Source organism: Fusobacterium perfoetens (genome assembly GCF_021531595.1).
Classification (GTDB): domain Bacteria; phylum Fusobacteriota; class Fusobacteriia; order Fusobacteriales; family Fusobacteriaceae; genus Fusobacterium_B.
On the sequence record NZ_JADYUD010000007.1, the window covers coordinates 1 to 26,352 of the forward strand.

25 protein-coding genes and 1 pseudogene are annotated in these 26,352 nt (G+C 30.1%); 7 read left to right on the plus strand and 19 right to left on the minus strand.

Features of this window, described 5'->3' with window-relative positions; all coding sequences use genetic code 11:
* Window positions 1-112 precede the first annotated feature (112 nt).
* The 6 genes from spoVG to I6E17_RS05265 all read right to left on the minus strand — a co-directional run bounded on the left by spoVG (window position 113) and on the right by I6E17_RS05265 (window position 5,802).
* Window positions 113-415, minus strand: coding sequence for a septation regulator SpoVG (spoVG, locus tag I6E17_RS05240; protein ID WP_176829325.1), 303 nt, complete (start codon window positions 413-415; stop codon window positions 113-115).
* Window positions 416-455: 40 nt separating this feature from the next.
* Window positions 456-1,316 (minus strand): 4-(cytidine 5'-diphospho)-2-C-methyl-D-erythritol kinase, encoded by an 861-nt coding sequence (ispE, locus tag I6E17_RS05245; RefSeq protein ID WP_235236014.1) that lies wholly within the window; start codon window positions 1,314-1,316, stop codon window positions 456-458.
* Window positions 1,317-1,318: 2 nt separating this feature from the next.
* Window positions 1,319-1,612: an RNA-binding S4 domain-containing protein gene (locus tag I6E17_RS05250; protein WP_176829327.1), complete on the minus strand. Its 294-nt coding sequence runs from the start codon at window positions 1,610-1,612 to the stop codon at window positions 1,319-1,321.
* A gap of 71 nt (window positions 1,613-1,683) precedes the next feature.
* Window positions 1,684-2,457 (minus strand): nucleoside triphosphate pyrophosphohydrolase, encoded by a 774-nt coding sequence (gene mazG, locus I6E17_RS05255; protein WP_235236016.1) that lies wholly within the window; start codon window positions 2,455-2,457, stop codon window positions 1,684-1,686.
* The gene (mfd, locus tag I6E17_RS05260; protein WP_235236017.1) at window positions 2,441-5,437 is read right to left on the minus strand and encodes a transcription-repair coupling factor; all 2,997 of its coding nucleotides are present in this window, start codon (window positions 5,435-5,437) and stop codon (window positions 2,441-2,443) included. Before mfd ends, mazG begins: the two co-directional genes overlap by 17 nt.
* 41 nt (window positions 5,438-5,478) lie before the next feature.
* Window positions 5,479-5,802 carry a winged helix-turn-helix transcriptional regulator gene (locus I6E17_RS05265; protein ID WP_235236018.1) on the minus strand — a complete coding sequence of 108 codons (324 nt, stop codon included), beginning with the start codon at window positions 5,800-5,802 and terminating at the stop codon, window positions 5,479-5,481.
* Between the two features lie 140 nt (window positions 5,803-5,942).
* On the opposite strand from I6E17_RS05265, the gene I6E17_RS05270 reads away from it, so the two are divergent.
* From I6E17_RS05270 to folP, 6 genes and pseudogenes are all read left to right on the plus strand, one after another.
* On the plus strand, window positions 5,943-6,347 hold the full coding sequence (locus I6E17_RS05270; protein WP_235236019.1) for a pyridoxamine 5'-phosphate oxidase family protein: 405 nt from the start codon (window positions 5,943-5,945) through the stop codon (window positions 6,345-6,347).
* Between the two features lie 147 nt (window positions 6,348-6,494).
* A pseudogene (locus tag I6E17_RS05280) lies at window positions 6,495-7,026 on the plus strand (AAA family ATPase).
* A gap of 59 nt (window positions 7,027-7,085) precedes the next feature.
* Window positions 7,086-7,787, plus strand: coding sequence for an alpha/beta hydrolase (locus I6E17_RS05285; protein ID WP_235236022.1), 702 nt, complete (start codon window positions 7,086-7,088; stop codon window positions 7,785-7,787).
* A 123-nt stretch (window positions 7,788-7,910) separates the two neighbouring features.
* Window positions 7,911-8,486, plus strand: a complete 576-nt coding sequence (gene folE, locus I6E17_RS05290) for a GTP cyclohydrolase I FolE (protein WP_235236024.1) — start codon at window positions 7,911-7,913, stop codon at window positions 8,484-8,486.
* On the plus strand, window positions 8,479-9,306 hold the full coding sequence (gene folK / locus I6E17_RS05295) for a 2-amino-4-hydroxy-6-hydroxymethyldihydropteridine diphosphokinase (protein WP_176829331.1): 828 nt from the start codon (window positions 8,479-8,481) through the stop codon (window positions 9,304-9,306). The genes folE and folK overlap by 8 nt, the downstream gene beginning before the upstream one ends.
* Before the next feature lie 48 nt (window positions 9,307-9,354).
* Entirely contained in the window at window positions 9,355-10,173 is an 819-nt protein-coding gene (folP, locus tag I6E17_RS05300) for a dihydropteroate synthase (RefSeq protein WP_235236026.1), read from the plus strand.
* A 50-nt stretch (window positions 10,174-10,223) separates the two neighbouring features.
* Here folP and I6E17_RS05305 read toward each other — a convergent pair whose 3' ends face one another.
* From I6E17_RS05305 to I6E17_RS05325, 5 genes are all read right to left on the minus strand, one after another.
* Window positions 10,224-10,898, minus strand: coding sequence for an N-acetylmannosamine-6-phosphate 2-epimerase (locus I6E17_RS05305; protein WP_235236028.1), 675 nt, complete (start codon window positions 10,896-10,898; stop codon window positions 10,224-10,226).
* Window positions 10,899-10,949: 51 nt separating this feature from the next.
* Window positions 10,950-11,405, minus strand: coding sequence for a YhcH/YjgK/YiaL family protein (locus I6E17_RS05310; RefSeq protein WP_235236029.1), 456 nt, complete (start codon window positions 11,403-11,405; stop codon window positions 10,950-10,952).
* A 94-nt stretch (window positions 11,406-11,499) separates the two neighbouring features.
* On the minus strand, window positions 11,500-12,408 hold the full coding sequence (locus tag I6E17_RS05315) for an ROK family protein (protein ID WP_235236031.1): 909 nt from the start codon (window positions 12,406-12,408) through the stop codon (window positions 11,500-11,502).
* Between the two features lie 18 nt (window positions 12,409-12,426).
* Window positions 12,427-13,431, minus strand: a complete 1,005-nt coding sequence (locus tag I6E17_RS05320; protein ID WP_235236033.1) for a LacI family DNA-binding transcriptional regulator — start codon at window positions 13,429-13,431, stop codon at window positions 12,427-12,429.
* A 235-nt stretch (window positions 13,432-13,666) separates the two neighbouring features.
* A complete protein-coding gene (locus I6E17_RS05325; RefSeq protein WP_235236035.1) occupies window positions 13,667-14,800 on the minus strand; it encodes a cyclically-permuted mutarotase family protein in 1,134 nt (377 codons plus the stop codon).
* Between the two features lie 561 nt (window positions 14,801-15,361).
* Between I6E17_RS05325 and I6E17_RS05330 the strand changes: the two genes are divergently transcribed.
* Entirely contained in the window at window positions 15,362-16,897 is a 1,536-nt protein-coding gene (locus tag I6E17_RS05330; RefSeq protein WP_235236037.1) for a sodium:solute symporter, read from the plus strand.
* A 286-nt stretch (window positions 16,898-17,183) separates the two neighbouring features.
* Here the strand turns inward: I6E17_RS05330 and I6E17_RS05335 are convergent, their stop codons facing one another.
* From I6E17_RS05335 to I6E17_RS05370, 8 genes are all read right to left on the minus strand, one after another.
* Window positions 17,184-18,023 (minus strand): 3-hydroxyacyl-CoA dehydrogenase NAD-binding domain-containing protein, encoded by an 840-nt coding sequence (locus tag I6E17_RS05335; RefSeq protein WP_235236040.1) that lies wholly within the window; start codon window positions 18,021-18,023, stop codon window positions 17,184-17,186.
* Window positions 18,024-18,105: 82 nt separating this feature from the next.
* Window positions 18,106-18,882 (minus strand): enoyl-CoA hydratase-related protein, encoded by a 777-nt coding sequence (locus I6E17_RS05340; protein WP_235236043.1) that lies wholly within the window; start codon window positions 18,880-18,882, stop codon window positions 18,106-18,108.
* Between the two features lie 526 nt (window positions 18,883-19,408).
* On the minus strand, window positions 19,409-19,804 hold the full coding sequence (locus tag I6E17_RS05345) for a DUF6672 family protein (RefSeq protein WP_235236045.1): 396 nt from the start codon (window positions 19,802-19,804) through the stop codon (window positions 19,409-19,411).
* Window positions 19,804-20,916 (minus strand): ABC transporter permease, encoded by a 1,113-nt coding sequence (locus tag I6E17_RS05350; protein WP_235236047.1) that lies wholly within the window; start codon window positions 20,914-20,916, stop codon window positions 19,804-19,806. The genes I6E17_RS05345 and I6E17_RS05350 overlap by 1 nt, the downstream gene beginning before the upstream one ends.
* A gap of 1 nt (window position 20,917) precedes the next feature.
* The gene (locus I6E17_RS05355) at window positions 20,918-21,934 is read right to left on the minus strand and encodes an ABC transporter permease subunit (protein ID WP_235236049.1); all 1,017 of its coding nucleotides are present in this window, start codon (window positions 21,932-21,934) and stop codon (window positions 20,918-20,920) included.
* Window positions 21,927-23,522, minus strand: a complete 1,596-nt coding sequence (locus I6E17_RS05360) for a sugar ABC transporter ATP-binding protein (protein ID WP_235236051.1) — start codon at window positions 23,520-23,522, stop codon at window positions 21,927-21,929. The genes I6E17_RS05355 and I6E17_RS05360 overlap by 8 nt, the downstream gene beginning before the upstream one ends.
* Window positions 23,523-23,582: 60 nt before the next feature.
* Complete coding sequence (locus I6E17_RS05365) at window positions 23,583-24,758, minus strand: DUF3798 domain-containing protein (RefSeq protein WP_235236053.1); 1,176 nt, start codon at window positions 24,756-24,758, stop codon at window positions 23,583-23,585.
* A 321-nt stretch (window positions 24,759-25,079) separates the two neighbouring features.
* The gene (locus I6E17_RS05370; RefSeq protein WP_235236055.1) at window positions 25,080-26,249 is read right to left on the minus strand and encodes a DUF3798 domain-containing protein; all 1,170 of its coding nucleotides are present in this window, start codon (window positions 26,247-26,249) and stop codon (window positions 25,080-25,082) included.
* Between the last annotated feature and the right edge of the window lie 103 nt (window positions 26,250-26,352).

Below are 26,352 nucleotides of genomic sequence, written 5' to 3' on the forward strand. Positions count from 1 at the left end.
TTATTTTTGTCTATTTTCATATAAAAAATTAAAAAATTTTTATATAAAATCAATTTATAATTTCCTTAGAAATAAAAAAAGACTGCTTAAAATTAAGCAGCCTCATATTTTTTTATTCTTCAACAGCTTCCTCTTCAGGAAGTGCTCCTTCACTTTCCATAACTTCAGTATATCTTGCAATAACTGTATCTGTTATTTCTTTTCTAAGCTCAGGAGTAATTGGGTGGGCAATGTCCTTATATTCTCCGTCAGGCATTTTTCTTGACGGCATAGCTACAAACATTCCCTTTTGTCCGTCAATAATTTTAAGTCCGTGAACTACAAAACTTCCGTCAAAAGTAACATCAGCATATGCTTTTAGTTTAACCTCGTTTTCGCTTTTTACCGCTCTCAATCTTATGTCTGTAATTTTCATGTCTCAATGCACCGTCCTTTAATTTAGTAATTGATGTTCCTTATAAAAAACTGCAGCTGTAAATCTGACAGTTACTTATCTTGGTTTTCAATAAGCTGGCATACTTCTCTCCCTCTCCCTTTGGACAGAAAGTATAGTAACAGCTCCCGCTTCCTGACATAAAAAATCTGGTACTGCATTTTTCTTCTAACTCTTTTCTGAATAATTTTATATTTTCATTTAAAGAAAGAAGCCCCTGTTCAAGAATATTTTCTGAAAATTTTTCAACTTTTTCCTGATTGTTCTCTTTAAGCCCTTCTTTTATTTTATCTATATCTGCATCTTTTTTATTTTTTAAAATACTATAATATGAATAAGCCTCTTTTGTTGATACGCCAAAAGATGGTTTTACAAGAACTATATCTAAATTAAGATTATTTTCTATTTTTTCAAGCTGTTCTCCTATACCTTTTACTCTGCATGGATAATTTTTTATAAAAAAGGGAATATCTGCTCCTACACTTTTTCCTATTTTTATAAGTTCCTCATCACTTAAAATATTTCCACTATATTTATTAAGTTCCCTCAGAAAAAAAGCTCCATTTGAACTTCCTCCCCCAAGACCTGCTTCATGAGGGATAATTTTATGAAGATATACTTCTACTTCATCTGTATCTTTTTTTATAAAATCATAAAAAGCATTATAAACCTTCCAAAGAATATTTCTTTCATCTGTCGGAATGTCTTTTATATTAGAAGTAATACAAAGTTTTCCTTTTTTTCCTGTAAAATTAATATTAAGAGTATCACTTAAAGATATAGGAACCATTACCATATCAAGACTATGATAACCATTAGGAAGTTTTTCAACTATATTAAGACCTATATTTATTTTTGCATTGCTTTTTACAGACACTTTCATAATTATTCCAAAATCTCCTTATCTGAGCTTAAATCCACTTCTATTCCACGGCTATCCAAAACTTTAACAAGATCATTACTTTTTTCTTTTGGAACATTTCCTTCTGGAACTTCAAGAATTTCAAATTTAAAGTATTTGTCATAATATTCAAGTTCTAAAATATCTCCTGTTTTTAAAGCTGTACTGGCTTTTGCAGTTTTACCGTTTATTTTAGCTTTTCCTCCATCAACTACAATTTTTGCCACAGGTCTTCTTTTTATAATTCTGCTTACCTTCAAAAATTTATCTAATCTCATATGTTCTCCTTTATATTATATATACCTCATTTTTTCTATAAGTCAATAACCTTTTTGATTTTTTAATGAATTTATTTTTCTTTTTTCTCTTTTTCATATTTTTTAGCTTCTTCCCAAAAATAATCCATTTCCGTAAGATCTGAATTTTTCATATCACATCTCTCTTCAACATATCTGAATCTTCTTTCAAATTTTTCATTGCATTTTCTTAGTGCTTCTGAAGGGCTTATTCCAAGATGTCTTGCATAATTTGTTACAGCAAAAAGAAGATCTCCTATTTCTTCTTCAATATGTTCATGATTATTTTCTTTTACAGCATCTTTTACTTCTCTTATTTCTTCTTCAACTTTTTTAAATACATCTTCAGGATTATCCCAGTCAAATCCACATGAAGCAGCTTTTTTTTGTATTTTTTCAGCTTTTAAAAGAGGCGGAAGAATTTTTGGAATTCCATCAAGAACAGATTTTCTGTTCTTATGAAGTTTTTCTTCTCTTTTTATTTTTTCCCAGTTTTCTGCAACTTCTTCACTTGTCTCTGCCTGAACATCTGAGAAAATATGAGGATGTCTTCTTATAAGTTTTTCACATATTTCATGTGCTACATCTTCTATATCAAATTCTCCTTTTTCCTTACATATTTTTGCCTGAAAAACTACATGAAGAAGAACATCTCCAAGTTCTCCTTTAAGTTCCTCTCCACCTATATCCATAGCTTCTATCGTTTCATAAACTTCCTCTAAAAAAGAAGGTTTAAGGCTTTCAAGAGTTTGCTTTTTATCCCATGGACATCCATTTTCTCCTCTTAAAATATCCATTATTTCTACTAATCTATAAAATTCCTTCAATTTTTTCCTCCTCGTACTCTTTAAAAAACTCTGTAATATCTTTAGAATACTCTATCCCATCTTTTCCTCTTAATCTGCATTTTCCTGTTGTTATCATACTAATAATTTTTTCAGGAATTATTCTATCTTTGTTGAATTTCATATAATAAGATCCATTTGTTTCTTTTTTTATTTCTGACACTCCACAATTAAAAGCCTGTGCTTTTATTTCTAAAAATCTAAAAAGATTTTTTACTTCCTGAGGAGCTTTTCCGAATCTATCCTCTATTTCATCAAAAAGATTTCTTATATCTTGAAGTTCTGTCATTTCAACTGCTCTTTTATATATAGTAATTTTTTCAAATTCTTCAATATATTCTTTTGGAATATATGCAGGTTCATTTAAATCAATTTTTATATCATATTTAGGTCTATACTCACCTTTTATTCTTTCTACCTCCTCTTGAAGAAGTTTCATATAAAGATTATACCCAAAAGTCTCCAATGCTCCATGCTGTTTTTCTCCTAATATTTCTCCTGCACCTCTTATATTCATATCCTCAAGAGAAAGGTTAAATCCTCCTCCAAGACCTTCAAGATTTTCTATACTTTCTTTTCTTAAAATAGTTTTCTTATTATATTTTCTGTCATTCTCTGTCACAAGATAGCAATAAGCTTTTTTCTTTCCTCTTCCTACTCTGCCTCTTAACTGATAAATTTGCGAAAGACCTAATTTTTCAATTCCTTCTATTATTATAGTGTTTGCATTTTCTATATCAATTCCATTTTCTATAATAGTTGTTGTAACTAAAACATCTGTATCTCCATTTTCAAACTGATGAAGTACCTCTTTTATTTGTTTTGCAGGCATTCTTCCATGAGCATACCCTATTTTTATATATGGAGGAAGAATTTTAGAAAGTTCTTTTACCTTATACTCCATTCCATAAACAGAATTATAAATATAAAATACCTGCCCCTCTCTTCCTATCTCTTTCATTATCACATCTCTTATTGTATCTTTATTATTGTCTATAAGTACATTTTCAACAGGAAGTCTATTTGGTGGTGCTGTTTTTATTACTGAGATATCTCTTATACCTAAAAGAGCTAGATTTAAAGTTCTTGGAATAGGAGTAGCTGTAAGAGTTAAAAGATCAACATTATCTTTCATTTTCTTTAATTTTTCTTTAGCTTTTACACCAAATTTTTGCTCTTCATCTACTATTATTAAACCTAGATTTAAAAAATTTATATCATTTGAAAGAAGTCTGTGTGTTCCTATTACAATATCAATTCCTCCACCAGAAAGTCTCTTTATTATTTCTTCTTGTTCCTTTCCAGAATTCATTCTGCTTAAAAGAGCTATATTTATTCCATAATTTTTAAATCTCTCTTCAAATCTTTCATAATGCTGATCAGCAAGAACAGTTGTAGGGGTTATTATAAGAACCTGTTTCCCATCCATAACTGCTTTGAAAGCTGCTCTCATTGCAACCTCTGTTTTTCCAAATCCAACATCTCCACAGATAATTCTATCCATAACCATATCAGATTCCATATCTTTCTTTACCATTCTTATTGCTTCAAGCTGATCTTTGGTTTCTGTATAAGGAAATCCTTCTTCAAATTCTTCCTGCCATACAGTATCCTTTGAAAAAGCATAGCCTACAGCTGATTTTCTCCTTGCTTGAACAGCAATAAGCTCTTTTGCAAACTCTCTCATTTCATTTTCAAGTTTTTCTCTTTTTCGCTTAAATCCTCTTCTTCCAAGATTGTATATTTCAGGAACATTTCCAGGATCACAAATATATTTTTCTATTCTATTAAGATTTTCTGTAGGAACATACAATTTATCTTCCCCTGCATATTGAATCTTAAGATAATCGCTTCCATCTATAATCTCTATTCCTAAATATTTTCCTACACCAAAATTTTCATGAATAATATAATCTCCTTCTCTTATTTGAGATACATTTTCATATTTAATTCCACCTCTTGTTTTTACTTCTTTTTTTACTCTTATCCCTTTTATCTCTCTGTCAGTAAGAACAAGAACATCTCCAGCATAAAATCCTTCATAATGAGGATATTTTTTTACTTCTATATTTTTATATTCTCCAAAAATTTCATCATATCTTTTTTTCTCTTCTGAAAGAATTAAAATTTTTCGTTTCTTACTTTCTTTTTTTATAACCTCAAGATCTTCAAATTTTCTTATTTCATCAAAATCAAGCCTTTTAGTTTCAATAGGAGTAAAAAGAGAGACTGCTTTATTAAAAATATTTCTATACTCTTCTTCTTCCTCTCTATTTTTTAAAATTTGTTCTTCCAGCTTATATCTTAAAATTTCTGTATTTTCTATATATAACTTATCTATTGACCTTTCAAAATCCTTTATAATTTCAAAAAAAGAAAATTTTTCATTTTTATTTTTGTTTATATACATATAAATATTTTCTTTTTCTTCAATGCTTTTTTGAGTATAAAAATCAAACTCTGTTATTCTTTCTACCTCTGTATCAAAAAATTCTATTCTATAAGGGAATTCGCTGCTTATTGGAAAAATATCTAAAATATCTCCTCTTAGAGAATACTCCATTCTTTCTTCTACAAGATAATTTTTTCTATATCCACTATTTAAAAGTTTTTCTTCCAATTCTTTTCTACTTATCTCTTTTCCTTTTTCAAAAAAAAGTTTCTCTCCATCTTTTACATATTTTTTCATTATTCCTTGAAGAGACACAAGAATTATAAATTTCTTTTTATTTTTAAGACAATCTAAAAGAGCATAATTTTTTTTATATTCATCATTTTCATCTTCAAAATCATCTATTTTTATAATTTCTCCATTATAAAAATCTTTAAGAGTATAATAATAATCCTCTATATTTTTATTTGAAGATGCTAACAGGATAACTCCTTTTTTTTCATCAGAGAGAAAGAAAGGCAGAGACCCTCTGTATAAATTATCTGATGAAAAGGTATTCTGCTTAAACATAACCCCTCCTGTATTTTTTATGTATATCATCAATAATAATTTTATTTTTCCAATTTTTCTTTATACTCTGTTCCCCATTTTATCATGGCATCTGTTACAATTTTTAAACTGTATCCTACTTCTGTCAAAGTATATTCAACTCTTGGCGGAACTTCTGCATAAACAGTTCTTGTTAAAAGCCCACTTTCTTCCATAGAACGAAGATTTGCTGTAAGAACTTTTTGTGTAATATTTCCTATTGATTTTTTTAATTCTCCAAACCGTTTTGTCCCTTCCATCAAATCTCTTAAAATTAAAACTTTCCATTTATCACTTATAAGCATAAGAGTAACTTCAACAGGACACATAGGCAAATCTTTTTTCATCTTTTCCTCCATATTTTTACAATAGTATCTTTTTAGTACCTACAGCACAAAATAGTGCCTACTTTACTTTTTTTCCTTATAGATATATTATATTCTTAATAAGAGAGCATTGCAAATAAAATATTTTGGAGGTAATTTTTATGATTGAAAAAGCTGTAAAATTTTTAAGAGAAAATCCTGTTCAATATCTTGCAACAGTAGGAACTGAAGGAAAAGCAAAATGCCGTCCATTTATGTTCCTTTTAGAAAAAGAAGGAAAATTATTTTTCTGTACAAATAATAAAAAAGAAGTTTATAAAGAAATGAAAAAAAATCCATATATTGAAATCTCTACATCTGCAAAAGATTTTACATGGATAAGAATAAGCGGAAAAGCTGTTTTTACACAAGATAGAAAAATGAGAGAAGAATGTGTAAACATTCCTATGATTAAAAATATTTATCACAGTGCTGACAATCCTATATTTGAAGTTTTCTATATTGATGATGCAAAAATAAAACTTCTTGATGTAACAGGAACTGTTAAAGAAGAACTTTCTCTATAATAAAAAAAGCAGAGTGTTTATTTGATTAACATTCTGCTTTTTTTATTATAGATTACAAATTATGTGTCAGAAAAAACTTTTTTAAAAGAGATTAAATTTACTATAAATTTTCTATATGATAGAATAAATAAAAAAGGGAGAATAAATATGAAAGAAGGAAGAATAGTCATAATTACAGGAACTTCAGGAACAGGAAAAACAACGACAGCACAAATTATATCTCAAAAGTCAGATTTAGAAAAATCTATACATCTTCATACAGATGATTTTTATCATTATTTGGTAAACTCCATATTTGCCAGAAGCAGCAGAACAAAATCTTATTGTTATTGAGGCTTTTTTAGAAAGTGCAAAAAGATTTGTCTGTGGAGGCTATGATGTGATTGTAGATGGAATTATAGGACCTTGGTTTTTAGAGCCGTGGATAAAAACTGCAAAAGAAAATTACGAAGTTCATTATATAATATTAAGAGCGGATAAAAAAGAAACTCTTAAACGGGCTGTTGAAAGAAAAAAATTAAATCGTAAAATAAATATTCAATTAGTAGAAATCATGTGGGAGCAGTTTAACAATTTAGGAATTTACGAAACCCATATTATAGACATAACAAATCTTTCTGTTGAAGAAACTGTTTCTGCAATAAAGGAAAAAATTAATAAAAAATTATGTCTGCTTTGATTTAAAATAATAAAATACATATTATCAATAATAAATTTACTGATATAAAAGAGGTAAAAATGAAAAAAGAATTTTTTAAAATAAATAATATACCTGCTGTTTTATGGGGAGAAGATTCAGAAAAAATAATAATAGCTATTCATGGAAATATGTCACACAAAGAAGATGTACCAATAGAAATCTTAGCTGAAACAGGAAATCAAAAAAATTATCAGATTTTAAGTTTTGACCTTCCTGAACATGGAGAAAGAAAAAATGAAAAAACTCTCTGTAAAGTTCAAGAATGTGTAAAAGAACTTTCTTTAATTATAGAATATGCTAAACTTCACTGGAAAAATATTTCTATTTTTGGGAACAGTATTGGAGCATATTTCTCTCTTCTTGCTTTTAAAAATGAAAATATTTCAAATGCTTTCTTTTTGTCTCCTGTTGTTGATATGGAAAAAATTATAAAAAATATGATGTTGTGGTTTGATGTTTCAGAAGAAAGACTTGAAAAAGAAAAAATTATATCAACACCAATAGGACAGAATTTATATTGGGACTATTACTGCTATGTAAAAGAAAATCCAATTACAATTTGGAATATTTCTACTCATATTTTATATGGCGAAAAAGATAATCTCTGTGAAAAAAATATTATTATGAATTTTGCTGAAAAATTTAACTGTAACATTTTAATCTCAAATGAAAGTGAACATTGGTTTCATACAGAAAGTGATTTAAAAATTTTAAAAAATTGGTTTGAGAAAGTATTATAATATTATTTTTATCTATAAGTACATTGAGTTTATTGAAAAAATTTTTTCTTTTCAGTAAACTCTTTTTATATTCCGTTTCTTATTGTATAATAAATTATTGAATAATTTTTTAAGGAGATATGTATGAGTATAAAAAAATCTTTTCAGGATATTTTAGAAAATCTTGATAAAGAAAAAAAATATATAAATAAAGAAGTTTTTGAAAACACACCTCAAAGAATAGAGGATTTTTATAAAGAATTCTTTTCAGGAATGTATGTAAATCCCTATGAGTTTTTACAGAATACTTTTGATGTTCCAAACAACGATTTAATAATAGAAAAAAATATCAACTTTTATTCTATGTGTGAACATCATTTTCTTCCTTTCTTTGGAAAAGTAACCATTGCATATATACCTAATGGAAAAATTGTAGGTTTTGGAGATATTGTAAAAGTTATTGAAACATATGCAAAAAGACCTCAGCTTCAAGAAAGAATGACAGAACAGATAGCTTTGACAATTTATAAAGGACTTAAATGTAAAGGTGTCTATGTTCTTATTGAAGCAGAGCATACATGTATGACTATGAGAGGAGTTAAAAAGCCAGGAGCAAAAATTATCACTACTGGAACAAAAGGAATTTTTGCAGAAGATTCTCTTAAAAGAATGGAAGTTTTAACTCTTATTAAAAATAACTCAGGAGATATTAATGGATAAAATTATTATAGAAAATCTGGAAATAATAGCAGAACATGGAGTTTTTAAAGAAGAAAAATTTCTAGGACAAAAATTTATAATCTCTGTTGAAATGATAACAGATACAAGAGAAGCTGGAAAAACAGGGAATCTTAATGCCTCAACACACTATGGATTTGTTGCTGATGATATTGAAAAGGTTTTTACAAGTCGGTCTTTTGATTTAATTGAAACTTGTGCAGAAAAAATTGCTGAAATGATACTTACAAAATATCCTCTTATTTCACAAGTAAAAATTACAGTAAAAAAACCATGGGCACCAATAAGAAAGCATTTTGATTTTGTAGCTGTTGAAATCACTAGAAAATGGCATACAGCTTATCTTTCTTTAGGAACAAATATGGGAGACAAGAAAAAAAATCTTCTTGAAGCTATTGAAAAAATAGGAAATCTTGAAAATACAAAAGTAACTGCACAAAGTACAATAGTTGAAACAGAACCTTTCGGGTATACTGATCAAGATATGTTTTTAAATGCCTGCCTTGAAGTAAAAACTCTTTTTACTCCTCAGGAACTTTTAGAAAAACTTTTAGACATTGAACTTCAAATGGGAAGAAAAAGAATTATAAAATGGGGACCAAGAATAATTGACCTTGATATCCTTTTCTTTGATGATGAAATTATTCAAGATAAAAATCTTGCTGTTCCTCATCCATGGATTTGTGAAAGGATGTTTGTTCTTGAGCCTCTTTGTGAAATAGCTCCCAATCTTGTGCACCCTCTTGAAAGAAAAACTGTGGGAACACTTAAAAGACTTCTTGAAAAAGAAATTAATAAATAATTCTTATGTATATGAACAATAATATTTTTAAAGGGGAACTGATTACTTATGATACTTCACTCACAAAATAAAACAATAGAAATAGGAAAAAGAACTCTTATTATGGGAATTTTAAATGTTACAACAGATTCATTTTCAGATGGAGGAGATTATACTGACATTGATACTGCTGTTGCAAGAGCTAAAGAAATGATTGAGCAAGGAGCTGATATCATTGATATAGGAGGAATGTCAACAAGACCTGGACATGAAGAAATCTCAATTGAACTTGAAATGGAAAGAGTTATTCCTGTAATAAAAAGAATTTCTTCTGAACTTGATGCTATTATCTCCATTGATACATACAGATATGAAGTTGCTGAAGAAGCTATGAAAAATGGTGCTCATATAATAAATGATGTGTGGGGACTTCAATGGGACAATGGTGAAATGGCAGCTGTTGCTGCAAAATATGATGCTGTTGTTGTTGCAATGCATAACCAAAATGGAACTCATTATGAAAAAGATATTATGATTTCTATGAGGGAATTTTTTGAAAAAACTTTTAATATAGCTGAAGAAAATGGTCTTTCAAGAAATAAAATCATAATTGATCCTGGAATAGGATTTGGAAAAGATATAAACCTAAATCTTGAGGTTCTTCATAGAATGAGTGAAATAAGAGATATCGCTCCTATTCTCCTTGGAACATCTAGAAAAAGATTTATAGGAACTCTTCTTAATGGTCTTCCTCCAAAAGAAAGAGCTGAAGGAACAGTTGCTACTACTGTTGCTGGTATTGAAAGAGGAGCTGATATTGTAAGAGTTCATGATGTTCTTCAAAATAAAAGAGCTGCTCTTGTAGCTGATGCTATTATAAGAAGATAATATTTTATAAAAAACGGACTGCTTAAAATTTAACAGTCCGTTTTTTTATTTTATTTTTCCATTTCAGTTACAAATTTTCTTGTAATTTGCTGAGGTCTTGTTATAGCTCCTCCTACAACAACAGCATAAGCACCTATTTCTAAAGCTTTTTTAGCTTTTACAGGAGTATCTATATTTCCTTCTCCTATCACAGGAATTTTTACTGCTTTCACAACTTTTGCAAGTTCAGTTAAAGGATCATTTCCTTTTGTATATTCTGTATACCCTACAAGAGTTGTTCCAACAATATCAAATCCTAATCTTTCACATTCAACAGCTTCTTCTGCACAAGAAATATCTGCCATAAATAATTGGTTAGGATATTTAGTTCTTATTTCTTTCATAAGTTCTTCAAGAGTTTTTCCATCAGGTCTTTCTCTCTTAGTTCCGTCTATTGCTATAATATCTACACCTTCTGCCATAAGAGCATCAACCTCTTTCATTGTAGGTGTAATATATACATTATTATCTCCATATTGTTCTTTTATAATTCCTATTATTGGAAGATTAACAGTTGTCTTTATCTCCTTTATATCTGCAACTGTATTTGCTCTTATACCTGATGCTCCTCCTGTATAAGCTGCATAAGCCATTCTTCCCATTATATATGAACTATGTAAAGGTTCATCAGGAAGTGCCTGACAAGAAACTATTAATTTACCTTTAACTTTTTCTAATCTGTTCATTAAATATCCCCTCTTTTTTAAAAATAATTAATAATAATTTTTTTCTCTTAACTACACTAAAACTTTAAAAATTACTTTTGTAATTTGCTTTACTTCTCCTACTTTTAAAAGAGCTGCATGAGGCTCTTCAGGGAAAAACATTATAAATCTTTCAGGTGTTAAGTGAAAAATATTTTTTATTTCTCCTTCATAAAGTTCATAATCTCCTGCTTCATCATATTCCTGTTTTATAACTACTTCAGGACGAGGAACAAATCCTAAGTTTTCTTCTCCATCTATAACAACATGTATATCTATATATTGTTTATGTCCTTCTAAAAATCCATCTTTAAGTTCTTTTGTCATTGCACATTGAGGATAATTAAAATAAAGAGTATCACCATCAATAACATTTTTTCCTGGAGTTCCTTTTTTATATTCTCCTTTTAAAATGTAATCAATTGCTTTATCTAAGTTTGCAGATATTCCTCTGTACTGGTTTAAATCTTTAATTTCACCGTATATCATTTTCCATCTCCTTATATGTTTTTTGACATTTTTTGTTCTCGTGAACATTTATGTTTTTAAAATAACTCTTTTATCTTCTTTTGTCAACCATTTTTTAATTTATTCTTCCTGTCTTTCTAAGAAGAAGATATTCTGCTCCCAGCATTCCTGCATTATTTCCAAGTTCAGCAAATCTTATTGAAAGATTTTTTTTGAAATTTACTCCTAACTTTTCTGAAAGACTTTCATTTATTTTATCAAGAAGGTAATCTCCTTGCTTTGTGACTCCTCCTCCAATTACTACAAGTGAAGGATTAAAAATATATATAATAGTGCTAAGCCCATCTGTAAAATAATCAACCCAGTCTTTTATAAGTTGGACAAAAACAGCTTCTCCTGCTTTTTCTCTGTCAAAAATTTCTTTTCCGTTTAATTTTTCTCCAGTTCTTTCTTCTGCCATTCTTACAAGAGCTGTAGCAGAAGCATATCTCTCATAGCACCCTTTTTTTCCGCATAAACACTGTACACCATTTTTTTCTACTTGAATATGACCAAACTCTCCTGCAACACAAGTATCTCCTCTGAAGATATCTCCATTTAAAACAATACCTCCTCCTATACCTGTTCCTATTGTAAGACAAACAAAATTATTCTGCCCTTTTCCTGCTCCAAGCCATTTTTCTCCAAGAGCTGCACAGTTTACATCATTTTCTAAAACTGCTGGAAGATTAAATTTTTTCTCTATTCTTTCCACAAGATTTGTTCCTATCCATCCAGGAATAATTTCGTTTCCTCCAACAACTTTTCCGATACTTCCGTCTATCTGACCAGTACCTGACACTGCTATTCCAAGAATTTCTTCTCCAGAATATTTTTCCACAATACTGCATATTTTGTCAAAAAGCACTTCAACTCCTCTTTCTGCTTCTGTTGCAGTTTCTCCACTTTCTAAAATCTGTCCTTCAAGAGAAAGCAGACCGTATTTTATCATTGTACCGCCAATATCTATACCTACTATTTTCAATTTTTTCTCCTTGATACTCTAATCATTTAAATTTTCAGGAAAAATTATATGAGATTTTGAAATTTCCCACTTTTCTTTTCCTGCTGCACCTTTATATAGAAGTTCAAACATTCTTTTCCCTGAAATATATCCTTCAGCAGAAATTTCTTCCATTACAGTTGCTGTTATTATGCCATTTCTTATCATTTTTTTAACTTGCTCACTTATTCCAGAAGCTACAATTCTTTTATCTTTTAAAAACTTTTTAGGTATTTTAGAATATATATCCTGAGCATATCTATTTATATAAATACCATCTATCTCCTGTTCAGAAGAAAGTTTTTTTATAATTTCTATACTGTTTTCAAGTCCTCCACCTTTTACAGGACCAACTATATCAGCTTTTCCTTCTCCTGCTTTCTCAAGAAAACCTTCTAGATACATCTTAGAAGAAATTTTATCATCTCCATTATCTATTATAAGAAGCTTTTCTCCTTTTCTTAGCATAATATTCATTATGCTAGCTGCTATTCTTCCTTGTTTTACATGATCAGGACCGACATGATATATGTCATCATTTAATCTTATTCCTAAAGATACAACTTTAATTTTTTCAAGATAAGGCTCTATCATTGAATATGCTTTCTCTTTTTCAAGAGGTGTTATTATAAGACCATCTATATCGTCATACTCAAGTACCTTTTTTAATGTGTCCAACTGGCTTTGAGAATCATTAATATCAGTTGTTATTATTTCCATTCTATAACTATATGATTTATACTCTCTTGCTGCTTCATTAAGACCACGAATTATTTCCTGAGTATAAAATTCATTTTTAGATTTTATAACAAGACAATAAACTTTTTTATTTTTCTTTATAGCCAGTGAACTTCCAATGATATTTTTTTCATACTTCATCTCTTTTATAAGTTTCATTACTTTTTCTTTTGTCTCTTCTTTGATTAAGGGACTTCCATTTATTGCCCTTGCAACTGTAGTCCTGCTTATTCCCAGTTGTTTTGCTATCTCTTTTTGAGTAATCATTTTCGTTCACCTTTTTTAAAATATTTACAAACCCTACGAGTAAACTATACCTTGTCTTTTGTTATTTGTCAATGGTTTTAAGAGCTTACAAGGAATTTTAAGGTGTATAATATTATCAAAATCCAACTGGAAATCCAAAAAATAATCTGTATTTTTAAAAAGAAATACAGCTGAAAACATAAGTTACTACCTAAAATTATGCTTTCAGCTTCTGTGTTTCTTTTTTAGTTACTTATTATTTTTTTAATAAAGTACCAGTATACATTCTGTCTGTTCTTACACCAGGTTTTATTTCTCCATTTATTGAAAAGACTTTATTTCCTATTACAGAAAGGCCTGCACCACAAGGAGCATCAAATGTAATTTCTCCCATTGTTGACCAAGTATTTGTTTCAGCATTATATACTAATATATTTCTATTCCAGTTAAATTCAGCAGGATCTGCACCAAAATAAGCTGCCTTATATTCATCTAATTTTTTACCTTTAAGGCTTCCAAGATTTTTATTTGCATCATCCCATACTGCCTTATTAAATCCTCCGATTACCATCATTTCTTTATCATTTAATTTAACAGAATTTGCTCCAATAAGAGAAATTCCTTCTCCGTCTAACTCTACAGAAGCTACTTCTGTCCATGTATTTGTTTTAAAATTATATTTATATCCATCTGTATAAGCTATTGAAGTTCCTCCACTGAATACATATAATTCTCCATTAAGAATTTGTCCTACAGCTTGAGTTCTTGGACCTCCTGGCACAGATGCTAATTCTTTTGTCTCTCCTGTTGCTAAATTATAAGAATACATTTTATCACTAGCTGCACCATTTTGTTTTCCTGTTAAAATATATAATTTTCCATCTTTTTCAACTGCTACACCATTTTGTAGTGTAAATGGAAGATCTCCTACTTTTTTAACAGTTAATTTTCCTTCATTCATGTTAAAGAAAAGAATGTCATTGTCTGCTTCAGGATTAGATGAACCTCCTACATAATAAACTCCATCTTTTACTGTTACAGAAGAACCATATCCTATTTCATTATCAAGATTCATACGCTGTACAACTTCAAGTTTATCTCCTTTTTCTTGTAATAAATAAACATCAGAATATAGTTTCTTTGCTCCTCCTTGAGCTGTTGGTGCATAAGGGAAGTTTGCCCCTCCACCTACCAATACATATTTTCCTTCAAGAACACCAGATAAAACTCCAGCAACTCCTATATTTTTTTCAAATCCTTTCTGTGCTGGAAGATTTCCTGCATGTTCCCATGTAATTTTTCTTTCTACTCCTGGATTTTTTACACCTGTTGAAGAACATCCTCCTAAAACTAATGCAGATACTATTGCAGCAAAAACAAATTTTTTCATAGCTCCTCCTGACTTTTCCATTGTTTTAATAAAAGATTTTAATTTTTTGAAAATGTGCTCGCGTTCATTAATGATAATATATATATTTTTTTACTCTTTGTCAACATTTTTTATTTTTTTTGAACACTTAATTTTAAATACAAACTAAATATATGATGTAATTATTGATGGTTTCTTAGTCAGCTTATATTTTTTATAAAAAAATTTTCAAAAAATTTAAAAATTCTTTCATGAAAAACTAGTGAATAATTTTTTATACTTTATTTTTTTATATTTTAATTACATATGTATGTTTAAATTTTTTCATATTGTAAAACTATAGAAATAAAAAAATTTTTTTAATACATAAAAAAGATTTCATATATTTTTTTCGTCATTAAAATCCTTATTTTTCTATATTCTTATAATTTTTTTAAACCATTATTTCTAATTTCAGTACATATGTTTTAAAATAGTTTATTGACAAATCATGAAAAATAATTTATTATTAATTAGAAAATAAATGTTCTCGCGAACAAAACAAATTTTAAAATTTATAAATTTATTCTTAGGAGGTTTCAAATGGCTTGGCATTGGTTTAACTGGGTTGTAATTTTACTTTATTTCTTCGGAATGTTTATGGTTGGAGTTTATTTTTCAAAAAGAGCTAATTCTACAGAGGATTATTTCAAAGCTGGTGGAAGAGTTCCTTCATGGGTAACTGCATGTAGTATTTATGCAACTGCACTTTCTTCTATATCTTTCATAGCTATACCTGCTTCTGTTTTCAGTAAAGGTTGGCTTCTTGGTATGGCTCCTTTAGGAATCATTCCTATAGTATGGGTTGCTGCTGTTGTATTCGTTCCTTTCTTCAGAAGAGTTAATGTTACAACAGCCTACGAATATCTTGGAAAAAGATTTGATAACAAATTTAGATTAATAGGAAGTTTAGCTTTTATTCTTTTCCATATTGTAAGAATGGCTATAGTTCTTTATTTACCAACACTTGCTTTACAGCATGCTCTTCCATCACTTAACCCTGTTGTTTTAACAGTAGGAGTTGCTGTATTCTGTGTTGCTTATACATCTATGGGAGGTATTGAAGCAGTTCTTTGGTCTGATGCTATACAAACAATCGTTCTTCTTGTTGGAGCTTTCCTTATCATAATAACTGGATTTACTTCAGCTCCTGAAGGAATTGGTCAAGGATTCCAAGCTCTTTCTGAAGGAGGACTTCTTCTTAATAAAGATTTCTTCAGTATGGATCTTGCTAAAATTAGTATTTGGACAATGCTTATAGGTGGATTTGTAAACTCTATATACTCATATGTTGGAAGCCAAGATATTGTTCAAAGATATAATACAACTAAAAATGAACAAGAAGCTAAGAAAAGTTTATTTATGAATATCCCTCTTCTTTTAACAAGTATATTTATCTTTGTTGGAATGGGTTCTGCATTATATATCTTCTTTAAATATAAAGCTCAGCTTCCTTCAAATATAAACGGAAATGCAATATTACCATATTTCGTTATCCAATATATCCCTACAGGAGTTTCAGGATTAGTTCTTGCTGCAATATTTGCTGCTGCTCAGTCTACAGTTTCTTCAAGCTTAAACTCTGTTTCTACTTGTATGACTGCTGATATATTAGAACAATTAAGACCTGATATGACAGATAAACAAAAACTAAACTTTGCAAAAGGATCAAGCTGGATAGTTGGAATCTTAAGTACAATTCTTGCTGTTCATTTCTTATATGCTGGTCAAGGAGATATGTTCTTATATTTCCAAGCTATCACTGGATTACTTGGAGGACCTATAGCAGGGGTATTCTTAGTTGGTATTTTCTTTGATAAAGTTAACACTAAAGCTGTATGGTTTGGATTCATCGCTTCTATCTTAATAGCTGTATACTTAACTAATCCAATGGGAATGGCTGCTGCTGTAATTCCTGGATATGTTCAACCAAAAGTATTTGAATTTATGATTTCTTTCTTAATCATAGGAGGAAGTGTTCTAGTTTCTTTAATAGCTTCATTTGTAACTGGAAAACCAACAGAAGAACAAGTAAAAGGATTAACTCTTTCTTCTGTAAAAAACATGCAAGAAAGATAATTAAAAGTTACCTAACCAACCTTTCAATAATAAAATGAAATGAAACAAAAAGAGAGATTTAAGATCTCTCTTTTTGTTTATATTAAATTTTAAACTGCATTCTTACTAAATCATCATACCACTTTTATAATCATAATTACTTCTATATTAAAATATCATATTAATATCTTTATTCTATTTTTTCTTTATGAATTTCTCATAAGTCTTTTTATCTATAACAAAAAGCCTGTGATTTCTCACAGGCTTTAATTTTCAATCTATTAATCTTTGATTTTCAGATTTATTCTTATTTAGAATAATCGTAGAATCCTTTACCAGTTTTCATTCCTAGTTGTTTTCCTCTAACCATTTTTCTTAATAATGGATGAGGTCTGTATTTGCTGTCTCCCATTTCAGCATATAGAACTTCCATAATAGCAAGACATACATCTAGTCCTATTAAGTCTCCTAATGCTAATGGTCCCATTGGATGGTTAGCTCCAAGTTTCATTGCAGCATCAATACCTTCAACTGATGCAACACCGTCAGCGTAGATTCCTACAGCTTCGTTGATCATAGGGATTAAGATTCTATTTACTACGAATCCAGCAGCTTCTTCTACTTGAACAGGAACTTTTCCTATTTCTTCAGATATAGCTTTTATTTTTTCAACCATTTCAGCTGGAGTATTAAGTCCTGCGATAACTTCTACAAGTTTCATAACTGGAGCTGGGTTGAAGAAGTGCATTCCGATAACTGGTCTGTCAAGTCCTGCACCGATTTCAGTTATTGAAAGAGATGAAGTGTTTGTTGCAAACATTGCTTCAGGTTTACAAATATCTTGTAATTCTTTGAATGTTTGTTTTTTAATTTCCATATTTTCTATTGCAGCTTCAATTATTAAGTCGCAGTCTCCACAGATTTCTTTAGTTCCTGTAGTGATTTTTGCTAATATTTCATCAGCTGCAGCTTGTTCCATTTTTCCTTTAGCTATTCTTTTTTCAAATCCTTTAGCTATTTTAGCTTTTCCGTTTGCTGCGAATTGCTCATTGATGTCACATAAACATACTTCATATCCAGCTGTTTGTGCGAACGCTTGTGCAATTCCTGATCCCATTGTACCTGCTCCGATAATACCTACTTTCATTTTCATTCCTCCTGAAATTTTTAGTTATTAAATTCTCTTTGAGATTTTTTATTTTGTTTATAATTTATTATTATAAAATTTATTATCTATTTTTGAATCCTTCAACTTTTCTTTTTTCTAAGAAAGCTCCCATACCTTCTCTTTGGTCTTCTGTTTCAAAACAGCTTCCAAATAATTTTTCTTCTATTACTATTGCTTCATCCATTGGAGCATCTAATCCATCATTTATAGCTTTTTTACATGCTTTTACTGCGATAGGGGCATTTTTAGCTATTTTTCCTGCTAATTTTTTAGCAGCTGGAAGTAATTCTTCTTGAGTGTAAACAGCATTTACTAATCCTAGTGCTTTAGCTTCTTCAGCTTTTACATTAGTACATGCATAAATCATTTCTTTAGCTTTTCCTGCTCCGATAAGTCTTGCAAGTCTTTGAGTTCCTCCAAATCCTGGAGTGATTCCTAAACCTACTTCAGGTTGTCCAAAAAGAGCATTGTCAGAACATATTCTTATGTCACAGCTCATAGCTATTTCGCATCCTCCACCAAGAGCAAATCCATTTACTGCTGCGATAACTGGAATAGGGAAAGTTTCTAGTTTTCTGAAAACATCATTTCCTTTTTTTCCGAAAGCTTCTCCTTCAGCTTTAGTTAATGTACTCATTTCTGCAATGTCAGCACCTGCAACAAATGATTTTTCACCTGCTCCTGTTAAAACAAGTGCTCTAGTTGTTTCTAAATCAATTGCATCTAAACAAGCATTTAATTCATCAAGAACTCCGCTGTTAAGAGCGTTAAGAGCTTTTGGTCTGTTTATAGTAATTACTCCTACAAATCCTTCTTGCTCATATGTTATAAAATCCATAATAACCTCCTTTGAGATACTATGAAAAAGCTTTCTGATTCCGCTTTGCCTCTCATAGTTATTTTTATTTTAAAAGATTTTTTAATACACTCATAATATAGTTATACTTTTACAGAGCTATTAAGTCAAGCCCTTACTTACAATTTACAAAATTATGATTAATTATTTATCACTTTAAGGTTAATCTTTGTTATTTTTATTTTATTAATCTTCCAAAAAAATTTTTTTCACATTATTATATTCTAATTATAATCCAAAATTTAATATTTTTAAAATATATTTTATATATATTCCATGTTTTTTATGCTATTTTAAGTTATAATGTTTATTTTTTTATCACTTAATGTTAAATATTTAAAATAAAGATTTTCTGATAATTGATCAATTTTTTACAGATTATTTTTTTACCATTTCTATACATTTTATATACTTCTTTATAAACAAAAAAGAGAGTGATTATTAAAAGAATAAACTTATTTTTTCAGCTCTTCTTTTAATCACTCTCATATTTTTATTTGTTTATTTTTTATTCTTCTTCTGCAGTTTCAGCCTCACTATCTTTATAAATAATCCAATTTTCTGCTCCACTAATAATTCCTGCAAAATCTATTATTTCTTCCTGAGATAATTTTGTTTTAAAATTTTTAGTTATTTCTTGATTTTGTCCATTAGCATCTTTAAATCTAATTGTTATTTTATGATTTATACCTTTTACATAAACAACACCTTTTTTATTTGCCCTTATACTTTTTGGTTTATCTGCATTCTGTCCATCAACTATATAAGCTACTCTTGCAGGAACTTCTGCTCCGTTTTCACCATTTATAAGCATAACTTTGTGCTGTTTTCCTGTAACAAAAAGAATTACAGACAATACTATTACAGCTGCCATTACCACTACCCAGCTTAAAATTCTTTTCATTACTTATCACCACCCTCTGTTTGAGCTGTTCTCTCTGCCATAAGTCTTCTTCTTTGTTCTTCTTTTTCTTTCTCTCTTCTCCATTGATGAAGAACAAGAGTAAGAGCTATTACTCCATAAGAAACAAATACTCTAAAGTATTCACCTATCTGTGCAGAACCCATAAGCTCTTTACCTGCCATAGGTGAAACAATAAATAGCATATGGAAAAGGAAAATACCACTTATAGCATTTAATATAGTTGCTTTTGATGCACTTGCTCCACCTACAAGAAGAGCTGCTATAGAGAACATTCCTATCTGTTCGTGGCTGTTATAAGTATTCATTGTTCCTATATTTTGAAGATAAATTATTTGACCAAATCCAGCAAGCACAGTTGAAATAACAATAGCAATTATTCTTGTTTTCTCAACATCAATTCCTGCCGTTTTAGAAACTTCCATATCCTGACCTATAGCTTTCATATCCTGACCTAATTTTGTTTTTCTAAACCACACAGTAAACCATGCAAGTGCTGCAACTATTAAGAAAACAAATACAGGTATTTCAATTTCACCTATTTTTATAGCAAAAACTGAATCTAAAACTTTTCTTACATCTTTAAGGTCTATGGCATTTCTTATTCCATATCCTCTTGAAAGAACAAGTTTATTATTTGTTATTGGAATTACTTTTCCCATTCCGTAAAGGACAACTAATTGATAAACACCATTTATGAAGAATCCTAATATCATAGATGTTATCATTTCTCTTCCTTTAGCTCTGTTAAGTATCATACCACTCATTATTCCAAGAAGAATAGAAACAGGTACAGAAATTATTGCTGCAAGAAGAACTCCTTGCATTCCTACAATCTGCCAGTCTGTTATAAGCACAAGAGCAATTTGACCTGCCATAGCTCCAAGAACTATACCAAAATTAAGTCCCATTCCTGCAATAATAGGAATAAGAAGTGAAAGAACAAGAAATAGGTTTCTTGAAAGTCTAAGTATCATTTCCTGAATTGTATATGTTACACTAAGCCCTGACAATGGGAAACAAAAAGCTATTATTATTAATATTAATATAGGTACTATATTATTTATTAATGTGTTTTTTAAATTGTTGTTCATTTTATAGTTCCCCCTTTCTAGTAAGAGCATAAAGTATCATTCCATTTGATACAATTATTCTTATTGTTTCTGACATATCTGTTTTAATAATTCCATTAACAACACTTGGAGTCATTGTAAGTATTCCTTGGAAAAGGAATGTTCCTATTATTACATTTACAATAGTTGCTTTATTAACTGAAGCTCCTCCTATAAGTATTGCTGCAATAGCAGGGAATGCCATGTAGAAAGGTGCTAAATAAAGCTGAATAAATCCGAAGCTCTGTTGATAAATTATAATTCCAACAGCAGCAAGAACACTTGATAATACAACTGATTTTATTCTTACTTTATCTATATCTATTCCTGTAGCTCTTGCAAACTTTTCATTTGCACCTACAGCTTTCATTGCAAGTCCACCTTTTGTTCTAAAAAATACCCAGATTATAAATCCAAGAACAGCAAACATCACTATTTCCCCAAAAGGAAGTCCTGTATTTCCAACTTCTAATATTTTATGCCAATAATTTTCAACACTAATTGTTGTACGAAGTCCTTCTCCTCCATAAGCCCATATCATATCTTGACTTTTAAACGGAAGTATAAGCCACATTATACACATAATAGCAACTGATGAGAATCCTATATATGTTGCTATCATCATTTCTCCACCTTTTACTTTATTAAGAATTGCTCCATAAAGCCATCCAAAAATAACTGCAAAAGGTATTGAAATTAAAATTGCTCCAAAGAATCCTGCCAAACCTGTAAGTCCTAATTCTATACTTATTACTGCTCCAAGAAGGCCTGCTTCAACTCCTAAAGGCATACCAAAGTTCAGTCCTGTCCCAGCCTGAATCATAGGCACAAGAGATAAAACTAAAACAACATTCATTCCAAATCTTATAATTGTATCACTTATTGCCGCTTTTAAATTAAGACCAATAAAAGGGCAAGAAATATACATTAGTAAAAGGAAAAGTCCTATTATAATTCTAGGCCAACCCATATTTTGTATTGTCTTTTTTATACTAGTCATTGCTGTTTCCTCCTACTCCTACCATATATTTACCGAATTCAAGTATGTCAGCCTGTGGAGGTAATATTCCGGCTACTTTTCCTTCATTTATAATAGCTATTCTATCACATACAGATCTTAATTCTTCTACTTCTGAAGAAGTAATAACTATTGTTACTCCTTTTTCTTTATTATATTGTTTTAAGAAATCAAGAACTAATTTTTTTGCTCCAACATCTATACCTCTTGTAGGTTCAGATACAAATAAAAGTTCTGGTTCCATTGTAAAGGCTTTTGCAAGACATACTTTCTGCTGATTTCCTCCACTTAACTCCTGTACTCTTTGCTCTTCTCCCATACATTTTATTTCAAGAGTTTTTATATATTTTTTAGCATTTTCTTTTATAGCTTCATTATCCTGATATTTTACAAAACCTGCAAAAGATTTTAAAAACTGCTCTTTAATCTGAATTGCAGGATAAGCTATATTCATTTCTATTGACTTATCAAGAAGAAGACCTACTCCTTTTCTATCTTCTGACATAAAAAATAATCCTTTTTTTAGTGGATCTGCAGGATCATTTATTTTTATAGGATTTCCATTAAATAAAACTTCTCCTGTTGTAAGATAAAGTCCCATTACACCATTGGCCACTCCTATTTTACCTTGCCCTGCCATACCTCCAAGACCAAGTATTTCCCCTCTTCTTACTTTTAGATTAAGATTTTTTACTGCCTCTCCAGGCATATCTACAGAAAGATTTTTTATGTCAAGGATAATATCTTTATCATCTGCTTTATTTTCTTTAATATTTTCTGATTCACTGCTTTCTATTTTTCTTCCTATCATCCATTGAGTAATTTCATCTACATTTGTATCTTTTGTAGGAACTGCATTTATCATTACTCCATCTCTAAGAACAACTACTTTATCACAAGCAGCTATTATTTCATCAAGTCTGTGAGTAATAAAGATTACTGCTATCCCTTTTTCTGATAGTCTTTTTATTGTCTGAACAAGAACTTCTGCTTCACTTTCTGTAAGAACAGCTGTAGGTTCATCAAGAACAAGAAGTTTTGTATGTTCTCTTTCTATTTCTCTTGCTATTTCTGTAAACTGCATATGAGCAACTGGCATCTGTTCAACATATTGCTCTTCATCTATTGTTACACCTAAATGTCCAATTGCATCTTTTGATCTTTGTTTTATTGTTTTTCCATCAATAACTCTTATTCTTTCACCAAAAAGAAGTTCTAAAAGACTTGCTTTTGTTGTTTCTCTATTAAGTACTATATTTTCACTAGCTTTAAATCCAGGTATAAGAGAAAATTCTTGGTGAACCATTCCTATTCCTGCTGCAAGAGCATCAAAAGGACTGTTAAAATTTACAACCTTACCATTTACTTTGACTTCTCCGTTGTAGCCACCTGTTTCTTTTATAACAGGCATTCCGAAAATAATCTTCATAAGAGTAGACTTTCCGGCACCATTTTCTCCTACTAACCCTATTACTTCACCCTCTTTTATTTCAAGGTTTATATCTTTCAGAACTGTATTCTCTCCGAAAGATTTTGATAGGTTTCTTATTTCTAACAATATATTTTCCATCAATTCCCACCTTTCATATTAATAAAAAGGGTAGTTTAAAAACTACCCTCTTTTACATTACTATTGAATGTCAAGATATTTCTTAGGTACCTCTAAGTCTGTCATATGTAAATATCCTTTACCAAACACATAAGTATCTTGATAAATAAGGATATAGTTCTCTCTCTCAACACCATCTGCATCTACTAAGTAGTTTCCGTTCCAACCAGCTCCTGATGTACTGTTTTGTAAAGCAGACATTATTGCATCAAAGTCAAGAATGTCGCATTTTCCTTCTATAACATTAACTGCATGATCTCCAAGAGCTGTTGCAGTACTAAAGTTATATGAATAAGCCCATGTTCCCATTCTTCCTGCTGCGCCTTTATCAACAACTGCTTTTTCTACTTTTTTAAGGATTGCTGGCCAGTTTCCTTTTTCAGAATCATCAAATTTTATTCCTAAAGCACCTGGATATCCAATTGTTGGAGAAGGCATATCTGCCTCAACAAAATATCCTCCTTCTTCAGCTATTCTTTTTAATAGTGGTTCAGTATGAGCATCATTTGTTGCAAAGAATGCTATATCTTTACCATATTTTTCAAGCCAGTTAGGTACTTGTTCTAATATATATTGTTGAGCTCCTGCTACTCCAACATCACTTACTGGATCTGGTGCAGAAGTGTCTATAAATTCCATTCCTAAATCTTTTGCCACTGCAGCCATTATATTTCTTCTTCTTGAAAGAAGTTCATAGCTTAAGTGTCTTGGGAATGATATATGCATAAATTTAGTAGCTCCCATCATATTTGCAGCTTTTACTATTGTATATCCTCTGATAATATCATCTGGATAAAGTGCTAAATCTGCAACATCTGCTATCATATCAGGATCTTCATGAGCTGTATTTGCAATAAGAAGAATATCTGGTCTTTGAGCTCTTATTCTTCTAAATGCTTCTACTGTACCAGGAATAGCTTCTGTCATAACAACAGCTTTCATCTTAGGATCATCTGCAAGAGATGCTATTTGAGAAATTGTTGTTTCCATTTCCTGCATAAAGTTATCAGGATATGTAACATGAACAACCATTCCACCTTTATCTGCTGCTCCATATTTAGCCATTACAGCCTCTGCTCCTCTTAAAGAATCTTCTGACTGTGATACTGTTCCACTTACTATACCTATGTGATAGTCAGCTGCGAAAGTTAATGCTGAAAGCATAAACATTAAAATTCCAACAAATATTTTTTTCATAAAAAATGCCCTCCCGAAAAATACCTTAGAAATGTCCTTTACTTCCTGACATCATTCTTATCATAAATGTATAACACTTCCAGTATTTATTTTGTATAATGTTTTGATTATACTCCTAAGAAACATTAGTGTCAATAAATTTTGTCAGGGTTTTCAACAACTTTTTTAATAAAAAATTGTTTTATTTTTAGGATAATTTTGGGGAGGCACAAAGTGCATATATTTATGCACTTTGTGACTATTTATGAAATTTATTCTAAAGAATAAAATATTCATAACCTCTTTTTATTAACTATTCAAATTTTAAATACTTCCTATTTATTATCTGATATCAAAATATTTTTCAGGAACCTTTACATCTGTCATATGTAAATATCCTTTTCCAAATACATAAGTATCTTGATAAATAAGAATATAGTTATCTCTTTCAACACCATTTACATCTACTAAATAACTTCCGTTCCATCCTGCACCAGGAGTATTTGATTTTAATGTTTCCATTACTGCATCAAAATCTAATACATCGCATTTTCCTTCTATTACATTAACTGCATGATCTCCCATTGCCTGAGCAACACTAAAGTTATATGAATAAGCCCATGTTCCCATTCTTCCTGCTGCACCTTTATCTGATACAACTTTTTCAACTTTTTTAAGAATTGCTGGCCAATTTCCTTTTTCACTGTCACTGAAATCAATTCCTAAAGCACCTGGATATCCCATTGTTGGAGAAGGTAAATCAGCTTCTACAAAATATCCTCCATCTTCAGCTACTCTTTTTAATAATGGTTCAGTATGAGCATCATTTGTTGCAAAGAATGCTGTATTTTTACCATATTTTGCAAGCCAGTTAGGTACTTGTTCTAATATATATTGTTGAGCTCCTGCTACTCCAACATCACTTACTGGATCTGGTGCAGAAACATCTATAAATTCCATTCCTAAATCTTTTGCTGTTTCAGCCATTATATTTCTTCTTCTTGATAACATTTCATAACTTAAATGTCTTGGGAATGATACATGAACAAATTTATCTGCTCCCATTTCTTTTGCTGCTTTAACAATTAAATATCCTCTTGCTATAGCATCTGGATAAAGTGCTAAGTCTGATACATCTGCTATCATTTCAGGATCTTCATGAGCTGTATTTGCCATAAGAATTATGTCAGGTCTTTTATCTCTTATTCTTCTAAATGCTTCAACAGTTCCTGGAACTGCTTCTGTCATTATTACTGCTTTCATTTCAGGGTCATCTGCAAGGGAAACTATTTGAGAAATAGTAGTTTCCATTTCCTGCATAAAGTTATCAGGATATGTTATATGAACTACTTTTCCACCTTTATCTGCTGCTCCGTATTTAGCCATTACAGCTTCTGCTCCTCTTAAAGAATCTTCTGACTGTGATACTGTTCCACTAACAACTCCAATATGATACGCAAAACTTACTGCTGATATTGCAGTCATAAACATCGCCATTAATGCCTTCTTCATAAACATGCCTCCCATTTTATATAATCTTTAAAAATTAAAAGCTCATAAACACACAGTTCATTTATTTAGTACTAATGTTACTGTACTACAAGCAACTAATTTT